The sequence below is a fragment of the Stenotrophomonas maltophilia genome (assembly GCF_900186865.1).
GTDB classification, from domain to species: Bacteria; Pseudomonadota; Gammaproteobacteria; order Xanthomonadales; family Xanthomonadaceae; genus Stenotrophomonas; species Stenotrophomonas maltophilia.
Genome location: NZ_LT906480.1, coordinates 1,168,718 through 1,187,030 on the forward strand (window position 1 = coordinate 1,168,718; position 18,313 = coordinate 1,187,030).

Consider the following 18,313-nt stretch of genomic DNA (forward strand, 5'->3'; position numbering starts at 1 on the left):
GGGATGGGATCCGACCCCGGCACTCAGTTCATCGCCTTGATGGTCAGGTCCAGCGCATCGCGGCCGCTCTCACGCTGCAGCATGCGCGCCGGCACCGGGAAGTCCGGCACGATCCAGGCGATCAGCTCCTTGTTGCCATCGGCGCGCGAGACCTTGGTGGCCTCGTAACTCTTGCCGGCCACGGTGATCGATTCCTTGCCGATCACGCGGTAGGTCATGTTCTTGATCCGGCCTTCGTCCACCATGCGATAGGTCAGCGGCTTGCCGGCGGCCAGGTCACGGGCGATCGCCAGGTTGATCAGCAGCGCGTCCATGTCGCCTGCTTTCAGCGCGATGGGGCCCGCACGGTCCGGCTTGATGTCGCCGGTCCAGGTGGCCTGGTTGCTGGTCCAGTTGTAGTTGGCCTGCACGTTGCGCTTCTTCACCAGCAGTGCCGAACGGTCCTGGCTGCTGAGCGGGCGCAGCTGGCCACGCACTTCCTCGAACACCGTGCTCTGGCTGAGGTCGGCCAGCTGGTTCTTCACCTGCAGGCTGTAGCGCCATTTGTTGCTGCCTTCGCTGGCCAGGGTCATGGTGCCGTTGGCCTGCATGCCCATGTAGCTGGCCAGGTAATCCGCCTTGAACGGTTCCAGCGCCATGGCCGGCAGGCTGGCCACGGTCAGGGCAGCGGCTGCGATCCAGGTGAGGGGGCGGGTCAGGGTATTCATGCTCAGACTCCTTGGTATTCGATCAGGCGCAGGTCGACGCGGTCTTCGCCGTCTTCGCGTTGCAGGATGCGCACCGGGGTGGGGACACCGTTGGCGATCCAGAGAATGGTTTCGTTTCTGCCACCGTTGGTCCGGTAGACCCGCAGCGCGTTGTAGGACAGGTCGCCGACCTCGACGTTCTCGGTCTGCGGCGCGGCCTGGTAGTCGTGTTCGCGGACCTTGCCCATGTCCACGTAGCGGTAATGCATGGTGGCGCCCGGACGCGCATCGCGCATGATGGCCAGGTTGATCAGCAGCGCGCTCTGGTCGCCGGCCCGCAGCGGGATCGGCTGCGCGCGCTCCTTCTTGACGTCGCCGGTCCATTGCGCGGTGCCGGCCTGCCAGTTGTAAGTGCCCACGGCCTTCTTGCCCAGGAACAGGCCCTTGCGCACCGTGCTCTGGCTGAGCGGTGCGTAGACGCCACTGCGCTCCTCGAACACCGTGCTCTGCTCGATGTTCAGACCGAGCACGCTGGCAAAGCCGCGGCGGCCGACCACCTGCATGTCCACGCGCCACTGGCTGCCGCCGGTGTGGGTGACCTGCATGCTGGCATCACCCGCTTCCTTGCCCTTGTAGAAGGCCTGGTAGTTGGCGGTGAACGGCTGCAGCGGCGGCGGCTCCCAGGCCAGTGCCGGCAACAGCGGCACACTGGGCTCGTTCGGTGGCAGCGCAGCGGGTGTGGGCGGCGGTGAAGCCGCAGGCGGCTGCGCCTGGCCCCAGCCCACAGCGGGAAGCACGGCAAGCGACAACAGCAGTGAAGTGGACAGCAGCGTCGTGGTCTTCATGGAGGACAGGAACCGCAGGAGGGGGCAGGATGCCAGCCCCGCAGTCAGCGGGGCGTGTGCAAGAGCGTTACCGGTTCAGGTTTCCGGCGGAATCTAGGGCCAAGGGGCTAAACAGGGGGTGACCGTCCAGCCAGGGCTGACCCTCCCGTTCAGCCAGGCGGCCCTCGCGCAGCAGCTGCAGTGTGGCGATCAGCAGCGGATGCTCCACCGCAAGCACGCGTGCGGCCAGCGCCTGCGCGTCATCGCCGGGCCGCACCGGCACGCGGGCCTGCGCCAGGACCGCGCCGGCATCCAGTTCGGGGACCACCAGGTGCACGCTGGCGCCATGCTCGGCGTCACCGGCCTGCAGCGCCCGCGCGTGGGTGTCCAGGCCCTTGTGCAGCGGCAGCAGCGACGGGTGGATGTTGACCAGGCGGCCATCGAAACGCTGCACGAAGGCCGGACCAAGGATGCGCATGTAGCCGGCACAGACGATCCAGTCCGGCTGTACCGCGGCAAGCGCATCGCCGAGCGCCTGCTCGTAGCTGGCGCGGTCGCTGAATTCCTTCGGTGCATGCGCCCAGCGCAGGCCGGCATCGACACGCAGCAGGGCCTCTGCGGCGGGGCGGTCGGAGAACACGCCGACCACCTCGGCCGGCAGGCGGCCGCTGCCGATCGCGTCGAGGATGGCCTGCAGGTTGCTGCCGCGGCCCGAGGCGAGCACAGCGATGCGGGTTGGGGCGGTCATTGCAGGGAACTCCGGCGGATCAGAGGCCAGGTCAGCAGGCTGCCGACGGTCGCCATCAGCATGTCGGCATGCGCATCCCACATGTCACCCTGCTGGCCGTTGTAGGCTTCGGCGGCATCCGGCGACAGCGCCAGCGCGATGGCCCATTCGAACCATTCGTAGACCAGGCTGGCACACATCACCGTCATCACCGCCAGGGTGAAGGCCTGGCCCAGGCGCAGCGCCGGCCACGCATGACGGGCCAGCTGCAGCAGTGCGGGGGTGAAGCAGACGCCGAACAGGAAGTGGATGAGGCGGTCGAAATGGTTGCGCTGCCAGCCTAAGGCCGCATTCGGCGACCAGCCGGTCAGCATCTGCGCCCAGGCGTCGTAGGGCACGTTGGAATACAGCCAGCGCGCCGCCACGCAGTGCAGGGCGATGAAGCCGCAGATGGCGATGAAGGCGCCGTTGCCCAGCCAGCCGCCGCGGCGGTCGACCCACAGCAGCGCGGCCAGACCGACCACGGTCAGCGTGCTGTGCAGGGCCTGCTCGATGGGCCACAGCGGGTGGATCCAGCTGATCGCGAAGACCGCCAGTACGGCAGCGAAAGCCCACTTCTTCGGGACCGGGAAGCGGCGGGTGGTGGGCGAATCAGACGTCGGGAGGGCAGGCGCGGACATGGGAAATCGATCAGATGAGGACGGGGCGTCTGCCGGCAGGTTCAGGCACTGAGGTGATCACCGCGGTCGAACAGCGCAGCCATCTCCGGCTTGGACAGGAACACCCAGGCATAGGCGGCCAACGCCATGCCCAGTGGTCCAGCCAGCACGCCCAGCCACGCCGCGCGCTGGCACCAGGCCAGCCCGGTGCGATGTGACAGCTGGCGCGCGGTGTGCAGCTGCACGAACCCCAGCACGGCGGCCAGCACGGCGATGGACGCATAGACCGTGGTCAGCATCCAGGCATCCTCCAACCCGCGCGACTGGGCCACCCAGCCGCTGAGGCCGAGGAGCGCCACTGCGGCGACCCAGTGGAAACCGGCCAGGGCGTAGAACAGCACTCTCAGTGTCTGCAGATGGCTGGTCAGCTGCAGCTGTGCCAGGGTCTGATGCGGCAGCGGCGGTGGATTGCCGGAGGCGGTCATGCGGTCGCGGCGGGAAGGTCGAAGGCGGCCTTGACCTGCGGGCGCAGCAGGGTGATCAGGCTGAACACCCCCAGCACCGTGCCGACCGGCGTGAACAGGCAGGCCAGGCCAGCCGCGATCAGGCACAGCAGATGGCGACGGCGGCGGGACAGGCAGCGGCCGGCATAGGCCACGAACGCGCCCAGCGTGATGCCACCGAACACGACGACGCAGCCGAGAACGGTGAACACCCAGCCCATCAGGCGCTGTTCCTCCAGCGAGGAGGGCTCGCCGCCGGACTTCATCGGCAGGCTGCCGGTCAACGCGGCGATGCCGATCACGATGTGCAGGATGAAGATCAGCGAGAACAGCACGATCAGGCCACCGACCACGTAGTGTGCGATGGCCAGCATGCGCAGGTGGTCGGCATCCTGCGCGCTGAACGGCGGTACCGTCGCCAGCGGCGGCGGCACGGGGGCGGGCGACAAAGGGGGCGTTGCGTCCATGCGGGGCTCCTGGGTTGCCGGCGTCAGCCGATGTGGACGCGTTCGGCGCCTTCGGCGGTGACCACCTGGCCGATGGTCCAGTGCTCCAGGCCCTGCGCCTTGACTGCATCGGAAACGGCAGCCACCTGGTCCGCTGCGACGATCAGCACGAAGCCGATGCCGCAGTTGAAGGTGCGCCACATCTCGCTGTCGGCCACCGCGCCTTCCTTCTGCAGCCACTGGAACACCGGCGGCAGGGTCCATGACGACGCCTGGATGTCCAGGCCGAGGCCGTCGGGCACTACGCGGATGATGTTCTCGGTCAGGCCGCCGCCGGTGATGTGGGCCATGCCATGGATGGCCTCGCCGTGCGACTTCAGCAGCGACAGGATCGGCTTCACATAGAGGCGGGTCGGTGCCATCAGCGCATCGACCAGCTTCACGCCGCCTTCCAGCTCCAGATCGGCCGGGCGACCGGCGCGGTCGTAGATGCGGCGCACCAGCGAGTAGCCGTTGGAGTGCGGGCCGGAGGAGGCGATGCCGATCAGCACGTCGCCGGCGGCCACGCTGGCGCCGTCCTTCAGCTCGCTCTTCTCCACCGCGGCGACCGTGAAGCCGGCCAGGTCGTATTCGCCGGGGGCGTACATGTCGGGCATTTCAGCGGTTTCGCCGCCGATCAGCGCACAGCCGGCCTCGGTGCAGCCGTTGGCGATGCCGCCCACGACCGCTGCGGCGGTGTCGATGTCCAGCTTGCCGGTGGCGAAGTAGTCCAGGAAGAACAGCGGTTCGGCGCCCTGCACCAGCACGTCGTTCACGCACATGGCGACCAGGTCGATGCCGATCGTATCGTGGCGGTTCAGCTGGTGGGCCAGCTTCAGCTTGGTGCCCACGCCGTCGGTACCCGACACCAGCACCGGCTCGCGGTACTTGTTGGACAGGTCGAACAGGGCACCGAAGCCACCCAGGCCGCCCATCACTTCCGGGCGGAAGCTGCGCTTGACCAGGGGCTTGATCCGCTCGACCAGCGCATTGCCGGCGTCGATGTCGACCCCTGCGTCACGGTAGGTGAGGGGGGAGGGGGCGGAAGACGGGGTGTTGGTCACGGGCGTCGGCGCTGGCAGGGGTTGAACGGGCGATTTTAACAGGCCGCATTGGCGCAAAGGCCGTATTCGGGCAACAATTCCCCCGGATACGTCGAGCCAATGGATGTCCTGATGCGCCGCAGCCTGATTCTGACCCTGCTCCTTGCGCTGAGCCTGCCGGTGGCCACGATGGCCCAGAGCGGCCTTCGCACCGAGGGTGATGTCGCCACCGCCAGTGGCGCGTACGAGGCCGAAGTGCCCGTCAACAGCCAAGCCGAGGCCGATCGCAACGGCGCCCTGGCCCGCGCCCTGAGCGTGGTACTGGGCAAGCTGTCCGGCGACCGCAGCGTGATGTCCCGCCCCGGCGTGGTGCAGGCGCTGCGCAACGCCAAGGACTACGTGGCCAGCTACGACTACAAGCAGGACCAGAGCGTGGGCGCCAGTGGCGCCCCCAGCTTCCGTACCCTGCTGGTGGCCCGCTTCCGCGAGGATGATGTCGACTCGCTGGTGTCGGCGCTGGGCCTGCCGCTGTGGCCGCAGCCGCGACCGAAGCCGGTGCTGTGGCTGGCTGTCGACGATGGCAGTGGCCCGCGCCTGGTCAGCGTGCAGCAGGCCAACGCCGCCCGGCCGTTGCTGAACCGCGCCATCGAGCGCGGCTACAAGCTGGGCCTGCCCAGTGGTGGCGCCGCCGAACAGGCGCTGGCGGGTGCGATCTGGCGCCAGGACAGTGCCGCCGTGGCCCGTGCCTCCTCGCGCTACTCGCCGCCGATGCAGCTGATCGGCAAGTTGTACCGCGCCAATGGCGGCTGGCAGGCGGACTGGGTGTTCGTCGACAACGGCCGTGAACTGAACAAGTGGACCAGCAAGGACGCCAACGCCATGCGCGCGATGGCGGCCGGTGCCGACGGCGCCGCCGATGCGCTGGTCAAACGCTATGCCAAGGCCGGCGCCGCCGTCGGTCAGGCCGGGACCTACCGTGTGGTGGTCACCGGCATCAACAGCGCCGACGACTACCTGCGTCTGGCCGCCGGCCTGCGCGAGGTGCCGGTGGTGCGCAATGTCACCCCCCTGCATGCCTCGGCTGGCCAGCTGGAGCTGAACCTGGAGATGACCACCGGCCTGGCCGGCTTCAACCGCATGCTGGGCGACAACGGCGTGCTGGCGCCGAGCGCTCCGCTGCCGGCCCTGCCCGCTCCGATCGACGACACCACCGGTACCCCGGTGGCCGCCCCGGTCAGCAACGAGTACCGCCTGCGATGACTCTGACCCCGGAAGCGGAAATCGCGCAGTTCCTGCGCCGCCTGAAATACATCCTGTTCGCCGGCCTGATCGGCTGGGTGGTGTGGCTGCTGGCGCCGATCCTGACCCCGTTCGTGCTGGCGCTGGCGCTGGCCTGGCTGGGTGACCCGCTGGTGGACCGCATCGAGGCCACCGGCCGCTCGCGCATGACCGGCGTAGTGCTGGTGTTTGCGGCGATGGTGCTGGTGATCGTGGCGCTGCTGCTGGTGCTGGTACCGATGATCGAGCGCCAGATCACCACCCTGATCGCGGTTGCCCCGCAGGCACAGGCGTGGCTGATGGAGAAGGGGATTCCCTGGTTCGAGCAGAAGACCGGCCTGGAAGTGATGCAGTGGCTGGACCCGGACCGCCTGATCGAATGGGTGCGCAGCCACTGGCAGCAGGCCGGCGGCTTCGCCACCACGTTCATGGGCTACGTCTCGCGCTCCGGCTTCGCGATGGTGACCTGGGTGGTCAACATCCTGTTGCTGCCGATCCTGGCGTTCTACTTCCTGCGTGATTGGGACAAGCTGGTCGAGCGCGTGGCGTCGGTGATTCCGCGCAACCACATTGGCACCATCAGCGCGTTGGCGCGTGAGTCCAACGAGGTGCTGGGTGCGTTCATCCGCGGCCAGTTCCTGGTGATGCTGGCACTGGGCGTGATCTATGCCGGCGGCCTGTCGCTGGTCGGTCTCAAGCTGGGCCTGCTGATCGGCCTGATTGCCGGTCTGATCAGTTTCATCCCGTACCTGGGCGCGACCACCGGCGTGCTGATGGCGGTGATCGCCGCGCTGGTGCAGGCACAGGGCTTCGACCTGAAGCTGCTGATCCTGGTCGGCGTGGTGTTCACCGTGGGCCAGCTGCTGGAGAGCTACGTACTGACCCCGCGCATCGTCGGCGACAAGATCGGCCTGCACCCGGTGGCGGTGATCTTCGCGGTGATGGCCGGCGGCCAGCTGTTCGGCTTCCTCGGCATGCTGCTGGCGCTGCCGGTGGCGGCGGTGACCAACGTGCTGCTGCGCTACGCGCACCAGCGTTACCGCCAGAGCGAGCTGTACGTGGGCGAGAAGCCGGCAATCGTGCTTGACGGCGTGGTCGATGCGCCCCATATCATCGTTCCGAACGAAAAAGGCCCCGACCTGAAGTGATGGGTGTGCCGCAACTGCCGCTGGCCCTGCATTACCCGCGGGACCAGCGCCTGGAGACCTTCATCGGCGCGCCGGATGGCGCGCTGGCGCAGCTGCGCGCGATCGCGGTGGGTGCCAGCCACGATTGGGTCTACCTGGAAGGTGCGGCGGGCACGGGCAAGACCCACCAGGCGCTGGCGATGTGTTCCAGCGCCGAGCAGGCAGGGCGCCTGCCGACCTATGTGCCGCTGGCCAGTGCGGCCGGCCGCGTGCGTGCGGCGCTGGATGGGCTGGAAGCGCGCGAGCTGGTGGCGCTGGACGGCCTGGACGAGGTTGCCGGCAACCGCGACGACGAGATCGCGCTGTTCGATTTCCACAACCGCGCGCGCGCTGCAGGCGTGACCGTGCTGTACACGGCGCAGAAGGCGCCGGAAGCGCTGGGCCTGGTGCTGCCGGACCTGCGTTCACGGCTGGGCCAGTGCGTGCGCGTGCTGCTGCAGCCGCTGGATGAGGAGGGGCGGGCAGCGGTGCTGCGCGAGCGCGCGCTGCGGCGTGGGCTGGCGATCGACGAGGCGGCCATCGAGTGGCTGCTATCGCACACCGGGCGCGAGCTGGGTGGGTTGATCACGCTGCTGGACTGGCTGGACCGCGAGTCGCTGGCGGCGAAGCGGCGGATCACCGTGCCGTTCCTGCGCCAGGTGCTGGAAGAAGGCCGGCCCCGCTACTGAGGGTGGGGTTTGTTTGCAGGGCTGCGCCCTGCACCCGCCGAATCAACGTCAACGTCAAAAGCTGGCCATCTCCGTGGGATGGCGGGGTGGGTCCGGTTGCGGGGGACGCTGCAAGTACGTCCCTGTAGCTCGGTCGCCGCATCCATGCGGCTCACGCCCCCGCAACCGGATCCACCCCGCCTTCGACAGGTTCCCGCGATCTGCCGGGACTGCGCACTGCACTGCTGACTGCTGACTGCTGACTGCTGTTGGTGGGTGTCGACCTTGGTCGACACGTGTCTTGCTTGTGGTGGGTGACGACCGTTGGTCGTCACCAGAGCAAGCGCAGCGAAGCGACCCGCTTTTGCTTTTCTTTCTTTCTTCCGTGGCTGGACGCCCACGGAAACTGTCAGAGGCTGGTCGGGTGGGCCATGCAGGGGCGTTGGCGCCATGGATGGCGCCATCGAGCTTACAGGGACGTACTTGCAGCGTCCCCTGCATGGCCCACCCGCCCGCCCAAGCACGGCTTTTGATCTGAGCGACCAGCCACGAGGGGCTCAGCCGTTCGCCGCCAACTCAGCATCCAGCGCACGCAGGCGATCCACGGTGCCGACATCGGTCCAGCGCCCGCGATGGTGCTGCCCGGTCATCAATCCCTGCGCCATGAAATGCTTCTGCAACGGCACCACCGAGAACTTCGGCGGCAGCCGCTCGCTGCCCGGCGCCTCGCCGATCACCGTGCGCCAGTCGGCCACGATCGAAGGACGGTACACGCCGATGCCGGCATAGGTCAGGCACGGTCCTTCGCGATCGTGGTGCAGCACCCCCTGCGTATCGAGGCGGTAGTCACCGTGCGGGTGCTGAACCGGATTGTCGACCAGCACCAGGTGCGCCTGGCCCTGCGGCTCGCGCGGCAGCGTGGCGAAATCGAAATCGGTCCAGATGTCGCCGTTCACCACCAGGAACGGGGCATCGCCCAGCACCGGCAGGGCGTTGAGGATGCCGCCGCCGGTCTCCAGCGGGGTCGCTCCTTCGTACAGGAAATGCAGGTGCAGGCCCCATTGGCTGCCATCGCCCAGCGTCGCCGGGAACTGTTCGGCCAGCCATGCGGTGTTGACCACCACCTCGCGCACGCCGAGTGCGGCCAGGCGTTCCAGGTGCCAGACGATCAACGGCTTGCCAGCTACTTCCAGCAGCGGCTTGGGCGTGTGCAGGGTCAGCGGGCGCATGCGCTCGCCGAGGCCGGCGGCAAAGACCAGCGCCTTCATCGGGCCACGCGCATCGGTGCACCCAGCTCGGCCAGCGCCGGCTTGATGCGCTCGTCCAGCAGCTGCTGCAGCGGTGCCAGTTCCCGATAGCGCGGCAGCACTTCATCCAGATAGGTGATGAAGCGCGGTGCGTCGTCGAGGTAATGGCCCTTGTTGTCGCGGTAACGCAGCCGGCAGAACAGGCCCAGGATCTTCACGTGGCGCTGGATGCCCATCCAGTCGGCATCGCGCAGGAAGGTGGCGCGGTCGGGCACCGGCAGGCCGGCGTCGCGGGCGCGCTCGTGATACTGCGCCAGCCATTCGTCCACGCGTTGCAGTGGCCAGCTCAGGAAGGCGTCCTTGAACAGGCTCACCGCATCGTAGGCGATCGGGCCGCGCACCAGGTCCTGGAAATCCAGCACTGCGGGACCATTTTCGACCGGCATCAGATTGCGCGGCATGTAGTCGCGGTGGGTCATCAGCTGGGCCTGGCCCAGCGCGTTGTCCATCAAGCGGCGGTGTACCAGCTGCAGCCCTTCGATCTCGCCGCAGTCCAGCTCCAGGTTCAGATGGCGCTGCAGGAACCATTCGTCGAACAGGCCGGCATCGCGCTGCAGCAGTGCTTCGCCGAACTGGCCGAAGTCGGTCGGCACCGGGATCGCCTGCAGACGCAGCAGCTGTTCGATCGAACGGCCGAACCAGTCGTCAGCGTTGCGCTCATCGAGGATCCTGGCCAGGGTCGGGCCACCGAGATCTTCCAGCAGCAGGAAACCGGCATCCAGATCCTGCGCGAGCAGGGCCGGCACACGCAGGCCGTGGTCGTGCAGCAGGCCGCGCATGCGCAGCCACGGCCGCGGATCTTCCAGTCCCGGCGGTGCATCCATCACGATGTGGCTGCCACCGGTGCTGGTGGTACGCCAGTAGCTGCGCATGCCGGCATCGACCGAGGCGCGTTCGACCACCGCGCTGGCATCATCGAGCTGGGTACGGGCCCACTGCAGGCGCTGCGCGCTGCGCTGGGGATCGGAGGCGGGTTCGGTCATGCAGGCATATCCGGGCGCGCCGGGCGCGCCAACGTCGGGAACAGGAAGGGAAGGAGGGACGGGGTCAGCGACGGCCGCTGAACAGGCGCAGCACGGCCAGCACGGCCACCGCACCCACTACCGCACCGAGGAAACCGGCCGGCTCACCGGGGGCGTACCAGCCCATGTACTGGCCGAACCAGCCGGCCACCAGGGCGCCAAGGATGCCCAGCACGATGGTCAGCAGGCAGCCCATGCGGTTGTTGCCGGGCATGAAGAAACGCCCGAGCAGGCCGACGAAGAAGCCGACCAGGATGATGTAGAGCCAGCTGCTGCTGCCGAACAGACCATTCATGCGCGCGATTTCCGCCAAGGGTGGACGCAGCCTAGCAAGGCCAGGCTGCGTCCGTCACGGGTGCCGGATCAGCAGCAGCCGTGGTCGCCGTGGCGGGTGCCGCTGTCGGCAGCCACCGGCGAACCGCTGGTCTCGCCGCGCAGGCTGGCCGCGTAGTGCTCGCTGATCACCTTGGACACGCAGGCGGTGACCTTCTTGCCCATCGGGATGTGCAGGAACTCGTTCGGGCCGTGCGCATTGGAGTGCGGGCCGAGCACACCGGTGATCATGAACTGCGCGCCCGGGAACTTCTCGCCCAGCATGCCCATGAACGGGATCGAGCCGCCTTCGCCCATGTACATCGCCGGCTTGCCGAAGAAGGCCTGGCTGGCGTCGTCGATGGCCTGGGTCAGCCACGGCGCCATGGCCGGGGCGTTCCAGCCGGTGGAGGCCTTTTCCAGGTCCAGGGTGACCTGCGCGCCGTTCGGCGGGTCGCGCAGCAGCGCTTCCTTCAGCAGCTCGCCGCAGGTCTTGCCATCGGCCGTCGGCGGCAGGCGCAGCGACAGCTTCACCGAGGTCTGCGGGCGCAGCACGTTGCCGGCCGATTCCAGCGGCGGCATGCCACCGACGCCGGTGACCGACAGCGCCGGGCGCCAGGTTCGGTTGAGCACCAGCTCGGTCAGGTCCTCGTTCATCGGACGCAGGCCGTCGACCATCGGGAACTTCTCGAAGATCTCGGTACCCACCACTTCGGCGGCGCGCTTGGCCTGTTCCAGGCGTTCGGCCGGGATCTCGACGTTCATGCCGTCGATCAGGATGCGGCCGGTCTCCTGGTCTTCGATGCGCGAAAGGATCTGGCGCAGCAGGCGGAAGCTGGACGGGATCACGCCGGAGGCATCGCCGGAATGCACGCCTTCGTTGAGCACCTTCACGGTGAAATTGCCGCCGGTCAGGCCGCGCAGCGAGGTGGTGCACCACAACTGGTCGTAGTTGGCGCAGCCCGAATCCAGGCAGACCACCAGCGACGGCTTGCCGATGCGGTCGGCAAGGTGGTCGACGTAGGCTGGCAGGTCGTAGCTGCCCGACTCTTCACAGGCTTCGATCAGCACCACGCAGCGCGCGTGCGGCAGGCCCTGGGCCTGCAACGCCAGCACGGCGGCCAGCGAGCCGAAGATGGCGTAGCCGTCATCGGCGCCGCCGCGGCCATACAGCCTGTCGCCGCGCAGGACCGGAGTCCACGGGCCGAGGTCGTCGTCCCATCCAGTCATTTCCGGCTGCTTGTCCAGGTGGCCGTAGAGCAGGATGGTGTCGTCGCCGGTCTCCGCGCCGGTGGCCGGAATTTCCAGGAAGATCAGCGGGGTACGGCCTTCCAGGCGCACCACTTCGACCTTCAGGCCGGGCAGCTGCTGGGCCCTGGCCCAGTTCTCCATCAGCGTGACCGCCTGTTCCATGTAGCCGTTCTGCACCCAATTGGCGTCGAACATCGGCGACTTGTTGGGAATGCGGATGTAGTCGACCAACTGCGGGACGATCTCGCTGTCCCACTTGTCATTGACGAATTGGCCGAGCTTGGCGCTGTCCATCTGAAACTCCGGTTGCATGGGCTGATCCGGCCATTCTACGCCTGTGCCACGGGTAGGGTTTTTCCTACATCACGTCGGGTATTTGGCTGGCTTACGGAAATCCGGGAAACCGATAGGCTGTGTGCATGTGGTGACGGACACTGTTTCTGCCGACGGGATTGCCGGTCGGGGCGGCCAGAATCACAAGGAGATACACGTTGTGCCTTGGTTTGTCGTGTTGAGGGCACTGGTGCTGGTCATGGGGATCGCTGGGGCGCATGCCGCCGAACCGATCGACATCAACCGCGCCGATGCCCAGGCGCTGCAGCAGGGATTGACGATGGTCGGAGCCGCCAAGGCCGAGGCGATCGTTGAGCACCGGCGCAGACACGGCCCGTTTCATCGCGTCGAGGACCTGACGCAGGTGAAGGGGATAGGGAAAGCAATCGTCGAACGGAATCGACAGCGGATCACCGTAGGCAACAGGTTGTTGCCGGCGGATCCGGTACCCGGATCGGTACCGGTGCGAACCGTACCGAGGCGCTGACAGCAGGAATCGTCGGAACCGGCAGGAAGCTGGTTCAGCGGTCACGGACAGGACGGCCGTGACCACCGACCGCCGCAGGACGCGGCACCAATCACCAGGATGGTGGCATCACAGACCTGTGGAAGGGGCTGAGATACAAGCAGGACAGACGCGGCCGCGTGCAGGATGCAACGCTACCCCCACAGCGCAGGATGCGAGGGGGCGGCAGCAGGCCGACAAGGACGTAACGATTGCCCGGTACGACACATGGCTGTGTCGCCGGGCAGTTTCATTTCCGGCGCCTGGTTTTGCCGCGGCCACCACGGGCCGATGGTGTACGGTGGCCGCACCGCATGGAAAGGACCCCCGCTGGATGCTCGCGCTCCGCCCCACCACCCTGATGCTCGCCCTTGCACTGGCCCTGCCGCTGCTGGCCCATGCCGCTGCGCCGACAGCGGCTGCCAAGCCCACGGCTGCCGCAGCCAGCAGCGCTGAAGTGCGCGGGCCGACCGACCTCAAGCCGGGCGAATACCTCTGGCATCCGGAAATCTCGCCGACCGGCCCGATCGTGCTGGTGGTCAGCCTCGATGAGCAGCGCGCCTACGTCTACCGCAACGGCATTGCCATCGGCCTGACCACGATCAGCTCGGGCAAGGCCGGGCACGAGACGCCGACCGGCGTGTTCACCATCCTGCAGAAGGACAAGGACCACAGGTCCAACCTCTACAACAGCGCGCCGATGCCGTACATGCAGCGGCTGACCTGGGACGGCATCGCCCTGCATGGCGGCAGCCTGCCCGGGCATCCCGCCTCGCACGGCTGCGTGCGCCTGCCGCAGGCCTTCGCGCAGAAGCTGTTCAGCGAAACCCAGCGCGGCGATACCGTGGTCGTGGCCGATGCCAAGAGCTCACCGATGACCCTGGCCTATCCGTCGGTGCTGGCGCCGGTGAACGCGCGCGGCCAGGCCCTGCCGGAGGCCGAGGGCGGAGCCCCGGCACAGGCCTGGTGGGACGACAGCGCGGCGCCGGCCGGGCAGGTCGGCATCCTGGTCAGCCTGCACGACCAGCGCCTGTACGTGCTGCGCGATGGCGTGATGATCGGCGAGTCGCCGCTGAAGGCTGACGCCCTGCCGGCGTTCCAGGGCACCACGCTGTTCGTGATGGGGCAGGGTTACAGCGACACCCCCAGCCCGCTGGACGTGAACCAGCGCCTGCACCAGTGGACGGCCTACCCGTTGCTGGGCCAGGACCGTGCCCAGGCCACGCCGGACCTGCTGGCCACGCCCTCGCTGCCGATGGCGCTGCCGCCCGATTTCGCCCGCCAGCTGTACCAGGTGCTGGTGCCGGGCACGACCCTGCTGGTGACCTCGCTGCCAGCGGTCCGCCCAAGCCCGGCTGAATCCGGAATGCAGCCGGTCTTGGAATCCGAGCCGCCAGGGTCCACCCTCAAGGGCAACTGAGTGCCCTCGTTGTGCCCATGACTGCATCCCGCCTGTGCCGGCTGGCCGCGTTCGGCCTGCTGGCGACCTCGGCCAGCGCCCCAGCGCTGGCACAGACGCCCGCCCTTGCCACCAGCGCCGATGATCTGGCTGCCCTGCTGTCGCGCAGTGCACCCAAGGCCGACCGCCACGTGTTGCAGCTGGCGGCGCACGCCATGCGCTGTGCGCTGCAGCGGCCGGAACTGGGCATCAATGGTGATCGCCTCAGCGTGATCGACTATTCGCGCCCGTCCACCGAGCCGCGCCTGTGGGTGTTCGACCTGGCCCACCAGCGCCTGCTGTTCGAGGAATGGGTGGCGCATGGCCGCAACAGTGGCGAGAACCGCACCGAGCACTTCTCCAACCGCGATGGCAGTTTCATGTCCAGCCTCGGCGCGTTCACCGCGCAGGAGACCTACATGGGTGGCAATGGATATTCGCTGCGCCTGGCCGGGCTGGAACCGGGCTTCAACGACCGCGCGCGTGACCGAGCCATCGTCATCCATGGTGCGCCATACGTGAACCCGGCTGCCGCGCAGCTGCAGGGGCGGCTGGGCCGCAGCCTGGGTTGCCCGGCGGTGCGCCTGTCGGTGGCCAGGCCGCTGATCGATGCGTTGCGTGGCGGCACGATGGTGTTTGCTTACTACCCCGACCAGGATTGGCTGAAGCACTCGCAGCTGTTGGCCGGCGGGTGCGGTGGCCAGGGCACGCTCGCCACGCGGTGATGCACGACGGCGCGCGGCATGATGCAATGCGCCGATGAACATCGACTCCCTGCTGCACACTCCGAGCCAGGTGATCTCCAGCCTGGACTACCGCCGCGAACGTTGGCGCAACGGCCTGGGCTGGACCCGCGAGATCCTGCGCCTGCCCGCGCAGGGGGATGACTGGGCGCTGCGCCTGTCGGTGGCCGAAATCGAACAGGATGCCGCGTTCTCTGCCTTCCCCGGCGTGGAGCGTGAACTGGTGTTGCTGCAGGGCAATGGCGTGCGCCTGCGCTTCGACGATGGACGCGTGGCGGAAGTGCTGCCGCCACACGGACGAGTGCGGTTTGCTGGTGAGGAGACACTGCACGGGGAACTGGTCGATGGCACCACCCACGACTTCAACCTGATGTGGAAGCGCGAGCTGCTGCAGGCCGAACTGCTGCACCGGCCGCTGGTGGGCGCGATGTTCTTCTTCTGCGAACCGGGCGTGGCCTGGGCGCTGCATCTGCTGGCCGGTCAGGCGGAGTTTGGTGCCGACAGCGGGCTGCCGGCGCTGCAGGCGGGCGATACCGCATGGTTGGCGGCCGGCGAACGTCAGCGGCACGCGTTGCAGGGCGGTGGCGAGTTGCTGGCGATACGGGTCAGTGCAGCAGCGGGATGATTCCTGGGCGCCGGTGGGCGCCATCCACGCATGGCGTGGATCTACAGCTGTGCGGTTGTCACCATGCCTGGGCACGCCGTCATGGTGCGGCTGTGGTTGGGGTCAGAGCCCTTTCCTGCGGAAAGGGATCCGACCCCGATGGTTCGTTCAATACACATCGCGCCGGTAACGACCGGCCAGCAACAGCGCTTCCTTGCCCGCAGTACCCAACACCTGCTCGATCACCGCATCCACCGCCGGGGCCATGCCCTGCAGGCTGCCGCAGACCAGGATCGTCGTGCCTTCATCCACCCACTGCCGCAGCGTTGCCGCTTCGGCCAGCAGCCGGTCCTGCACATAGCGATGCGCGCCGCCATCTCGGCTGAACACCGCATCCAGCCGCGCCAACGTGCCGTCGGCCAGCATCGCCTGCAGTTCTTCACCGAAGTGGAAGTCGTGCGCGGCGGTACGCTCACCGAACAGCAGCCAGGTGCGGCGCGCGCCACTCCGGGCACGTTCGTGCAGATGCGCGCGCAGGCCGGCGATGCCGGTGCCGTTGCCGATCAGCAGCAGCGGCACATCGGCGGGCACGCCATGGAAATTGTCGTTGCGGCGCAGACGCAGCTGCACCGGTTCGTCGATGGCCGCGTGGTCGCACAGCCAGCCACTGCCGATGCCCGGTGTTCCATCGGCGCGCAGTTGGCGGCGCAGCAGCAGCTCCACCGCACCGTCGGCCATCACCGAGGCGATCGAGTACTCGCGATGCGGCAGCGGCTGCAGGGTCGCCAGCAATGCAGGCAGATCACCCGGGGGAACCAATGAGGGCAGGTGCGAGCGCGCGACGCGTGCCAGCAACGTCTGTCCGTCATCCAGCACGATGTCCGCGTCAAAGCGTTGTGTGTCCAGCCAGGCACGCACGGTGTGCGATGGGTGCTGTGGGCCGATCTCGGCGATGTCACCGGCCTGCCATTGCGCATCTGCATCGGCTGGGGGCTGCAGGCGCAACCAATACACGGGGCCGCCGGGGCTGCCGGGGTTCAGATGCTCGCGCTGCAGCAGCGTCCACGGCTGGTACTCGGCCGGACTCCAGTCGGGCAGTTCGCTGGCGTTACCGCCGAGTTGTCCCAGCAACTGCTGCCAATGGCGCAGCGCCGCCGGATCGGCGTTGTCGACTTCGATTGCATCGAACAGTGGATGCGCGCCGTGCTGGCGCAGCCATTGGTCGAGCTGGTGACCGAATCCGCAGAAGTGGCCATAGCTGCGGTCGCCCAGTGCGAGCACGCCGTAGTGCAGATGCTGCAGCGAGGGCGGCGTGGCCATCACCCCGCGCAGGAAAGGCAGCGCGTGGTCGGGCGGATCACCTTCGCCGGTGGTGCTGGCGATGAACAGCGCGCGCCGGCTGCCAGCCAGCAACACGGCGTCGACCTCATGCAGTCCGCGCACGCGCGCTGGCACGCCGGCACCGCGCAGGGCCTCGGCGCTGCGTTCGGCCAGTTCGCGGGCAATGCCGGTCTGGCTGGACCAGGCCAGCAGGATGGGCGCGGTGTCTCCGCTTGCGGCATCGTCGCGCGGGCGCCCACGCCACCACAGTGCAACGCAGGCCAGCGCATACAGCGCCGTGGCGAGCACCGCGATCTGAGACTGCCGCGCCGGTGGCGCACCCTGCCACCAGGCCTCACCGAGGTGCAGGCGCAGCAGCGCCCAGCCGATCAGCGCCAGCAGAAGCAGGACCATCGCGTTGCCGAGCCACGCGCGCGACGGCCGGGTACTCATGGGCTCTGCTCGTCGAGCAGGCGCTGGAAGGCGCTGCTGAGGAATTCCTGCGGGCCGTCTGCTGCACGCTGCAGGTAGCGTGCAGCCAGGCCTTCGCGCTCGGCCAGCGCCATGCCCTGTTCGCGGCCCAGCACGGTCAGTGCGGTGGCCCAGGCATCGGCGTGCATGGCGTCGTCGGCCACCACGGTGACTGCCGCGGCAACCTGGCGCACCGGTCTGCCCGAACGCGGGTCCAGGCTGTGACTGTAGGCCTCGCCATCGACCTGGTACTGGTGCCAGCGATCGCCGGAGGTGGCCACCGCCTTGCCCTCCAGCGCCAGCACCCGCGGCGGGGTATTGGTGTGCGCATCTTCTTCCGGCGCGGACTCCACCAGCACGCGCCACGGCTGGCTGTCCGGTTTGCGGCCGTAGCCGGCCAGTTCGCCGCCGACTTCGACCAGCGCGGCAGTGATGCCCTGTGTGCGCAGCCACGCAGCGACATGGTCGACGCCAAAGCCCTTGGCGATCGCGGAGAGATCCAGTTCCAGCCCACCCGGTTGCAGCAGCGCATCGTCCTGCCACTGCAGGCGCTGCCAACCGCAGCGATCGCGCGTGGCCTGCAGGGTAGCGTCGTCGGGCTGGCGGCGTTCACCGGCATGGGCACCGAAGCCCCACAGGGCAACCAGCGGACCGAGGGTGGGATCGAAGGCGCCGCCACTGGCGGAAGCGATGGCCTGTGCGCAGGCCAGAACGTGGCGGGTCTCGGCCGGCAGCACGCACCATTGGCCCGCGTCGGCGCGGTTGTAGCGGCTCAGGTCCGAACCGGGCTCCCAGGTACTCATCTGCGCGACCACTTCGTCCAGCCGCGCCTGGATGCCGGCGTGCAGCGGGTGCAGGTCGCGCTGGCGCGGCGCGACCAGCGACACGCTCCAGGTGGTGCCCATGGTGGTGCCGCCGAGGCGGGCGATGTCGAGCAGGGAATCGGTCATGGTGATGCGTTGCGGGTG

The 18,313-nt window shown here is 68.2% G+C and carries 20 protein-coding genes; 7 read left to right on the forward strand and 13 right to left on the reverse strand.

Features of this window, described 5'->3' with window-relative positions; translation table 11 throughout:
• Positions 1-23 precede the first annotated feature (23 nt).
• The 7 genes from CKW06_RS05600 to purM all read right to left on the reverse strand — a co-directional run bounded on the left by CKW06_RS05600 (position 24) and on the right by purM (position 4,948).
• Positions 24-707, reverse strand: a complete 684-nt coding sequence (locus CKW06_RS05600) for a DUF3108 domain-containing protein (protein ID WP_005408399.1) — start codon at positions 705-707, stop codon at positions 24-26.
• Between the two features lie 2 nt (positions 708-709).
• Complete coding sequence (locus CKW06_RS05605; protein WP_024958738.1) at positions 710-1,531, reverse strand: DUF3108 domain-containing protein; 822 nt, start codon at positions 1,529-1,531, stop codon at positions 710-712.
• Positions 1,532-1,598: 67 nt separating this feature from the next.
• Entirely contained in the window at positions 1,599-2,258 is a 660-nt protein-coding gene (purN, locus tag CKW06_RS05610) for a phosphoribosylglycinamide formyltransferase (RefSeq protein ID WP_024958739.1), read from the reverse strand.
• Entirely contained in the window at positions 2,255-2,917 is a 663-nt protein-coding gene (locus CKW06_RS05615; protein ID WP_024958740.1) for a DUF2238 domain-containing protein, read from the reverse strand. The genes purN and CKW06_RS05615 overlap by 4 nt, the downstream gene beginning before the upstream one ends.
• Before the next feature lie 41 nt (positions 2,918-2,958).
• Entirely contained in the window at positions 2,959-3,381 is a 423-nt protein-coding gene (locus tag CKW06_RS05620; protein ID WP_024958741.1) for a hypothetical protein, read from the reverse strand.
• Complete coding sequence (locus CKW06_RS05625; RefSeq protein ID WP_005408404.1) at positions 3,378-3,866, reverse strand: hypothetical protein; 489 nt, start codon at positions 3,864-3,866, stop codon at positions 3,378-3,380. The genes CKW06_RS05620 and CKW06_RS05625 overlap by 4 nt, the downstream gene beginning before the upstream one ends.
• 23 nt (positions 3,867-3,889) lie before the next feature.
• Positions 3,890-4,948, reverse strand: coding sequence for a phosphoribosylformylglycinamidine cyclo-ligase (gene purM, locus CKW06_RS05630; protein ID WP_005412508.1), 1,059 nt, complete (start codon positions 4,946-4,948; stop codon positions 3,890-3,892).
• A gap of 99 nt (positions 4,949-5,047) precedes the next feature.
• On the opposite strand from purM, the gene CKW06_RS05635 reads away from it, so the two are divergent.
• From CKW06_RS05635 to hda, 3 genes are read left to right on the forward strand one after another with little or no spacing between them, the layout of a single operon-like run.
• Positions 5,048-6,187 (forward strand): DUF2066 domain-containing protein, encoded by a 1,140-nt coding sequence (locus tag CKW06_RS05635; protein WP_005412509.1) that lies wholly within the window; start codon positions 5,048-5,050, stop codon positions 6,185-6,187.
• Positions 6,184-7,353, forward strand: a complete 1,170-nt coding sequence (locus CKW06_RS05640) for an AI-2E family transporter (RefSeq protein WP_005408407.1) — start codon at positions 6,184-6,186, stop codon at positions 7,351-7,353. Before CKW06_RS05635 ends, CKW06_RS05640 begins: the two co-directional genes overlap by 4 nt.
• Complete coding sequence (gene hda / locus CKW06_RS05645) at positions 7,353-8,060, forward strand: DnaA regulatory inactivator Hda (RefSeq protein ID WP_024958742.1); 708 nt, start codon at positions 7,353-7,355, stop codon at positions 8,058-8,060. The genes CKW06_RS05640 and hda overlap by 1 nt, the downstream gene beginning before the upstream one ends.
• 536 nt (positions 8,061-8,596) lie before the next feature.
• Here the strand turns inward: hda and murU are convergent.
• The 4 genes from murU to CKW06_RS05665 form a co-directional block, all read right to left on the reverse strand.
• Positions 8,597-9,307 (reverse strand): N-acetylmuramate alpha-1-phosphate uridylyltransferase MurU, encoded by a 711-nt coding sequence (murU, locus tag CKW06_RS05650; protein WP_024958222.1) that lies wholly within the window; start codon positions 9,305-9,307, stop codon positions 8,597-8,599.
• Positions 9,304-10,329: an aminoglycoside phosphotransferase family protein gene (locus tag CKW06_RS05655; protein ID WP_024958221.1), complete on the reverse strand. Its 1,026-nt coding sequence runs from the start codon at positions 10,327-10,329 to the stop codon at positions 9,304-9,306. The genes murU and CKW06_RS05655 overlap by 4 nt, the downstream gene beginning before the upstream one ends.
• 64 nt (positions 10,330-10,393) lie before the next feature.
• Positions 10,394-10,663 (reverse strand): GlsB/YeaQ/YmgE family stress response membrane protein, encoded by a 270-nt coding sequence (locus tag CKW06_RS05660; protein ID WP_005408411.1) that lies wholly within the window; start codon positions 10,661-10,663, stop codon positions 10,394-10,396.
• 68 nt (positions 10,664-10,731) lie between these two features.
• Complete coding sequence (locus CKW06_RS05665) at positions 10,732-12,225, reverse strand: M20 family metallopeptidase (RefSeq protein ID WP_024958220.1); 1,494 nt, start codon at positions 12,223-12,225, stop codon at positions 10,732-10,734.
• A 199-nt stretch (positions 12,226-12,424) separates the two neighbouring features.
• Here CKW06_RS05665 and CKW06_RS05670 point away from each other — a divergent pair, with 199 nt between their 5' ends.
• The 4 genes from CKW06_RS05670 to CKW06_RS05685 all read left to right on the forward strand — a co-directional run bounded on the left by CKW06_RS05670 (position 12,425) and on the right by CKW06_RS05685 (position 15,575).
• Complete coding sequence (locus CKW06_RS05670) at positions 12,425-12,751, forward strand: ComEA family DNA-binding protein (RefSeq protein WP_024958219.1); 327 nt, start codon at positions 12,425-12,427, stop codon at positions 12,749-12,751.
• A gap of 352 nt (positions 12,752-13,103) precedes the next feature.
• The gene (locus CKW06_RS05675) at positions 13,104-14,189 is read left to right on the forward strand and encodes a L,D-transpeptidase (protein ID WP_024958218.1); all 1,086 of its coding nucleotides are present in this window, start codon (positions 13,104-13,106) and stop codon (positions 14,187-14,189) included.
• 17 nt (positions 14,190-14,206) lie between these two features.
• Positions 14,207-14,932: a murein L,D-transpeptidase catalytic domain family protein gene (locus tag CKW06_RS05680; RefSeq protein WP_005408415.1), complete on the forward strand. Its 726-nt coding sequence runs from the start codon at positions 14,207-14,209 to the stop codon at positions 14,930-14,932.
• 34 nt (positions 14,933-14,966) lie between these two features.
• A complete protein-coding gene (locus tag CKW06_RS05685; RefSeq protein WP_005412516.1) occupies positions 14,967-15,575 on the forward strand; it encodes a HutD/Ves family protein in 609 nt (202 codons plus the stop codon).
• Positions 15,576-15,722: 147 nt separating this feature from the next.
• Here the strand turns inward: CKW06_RS05685 and CKW06_RS05690 are convergent, their stop codons facing one another.
• On the reverse strand, positions 15,723-17,327 hold the full coding sequence (locus tag CKW06_RS05690) for a sulfite reductase subunit alpha (protein WP_024958216.1): 1,605 nt from the start codon (positions 17,325-17,327) through the stop codon (positions 15,723-15,725).
• Positions 17,324-18,295 (reverse strand): FAD:protein FMN transferase, encoded by a 972-nt coding sequence (locus CKW06_RS05695; protein ID WP_024958215.1) that lies wholly within the window; start codon positions 18,293-18,295, stop codon positions 17,324-17,326. Before CKW06_RS05695 ends, CKW06_RS05690 begins: the two co-directional genes overlap by 4 nt.
• Positions 18,296-18,313: the final 18 nt, after the last annotated feature.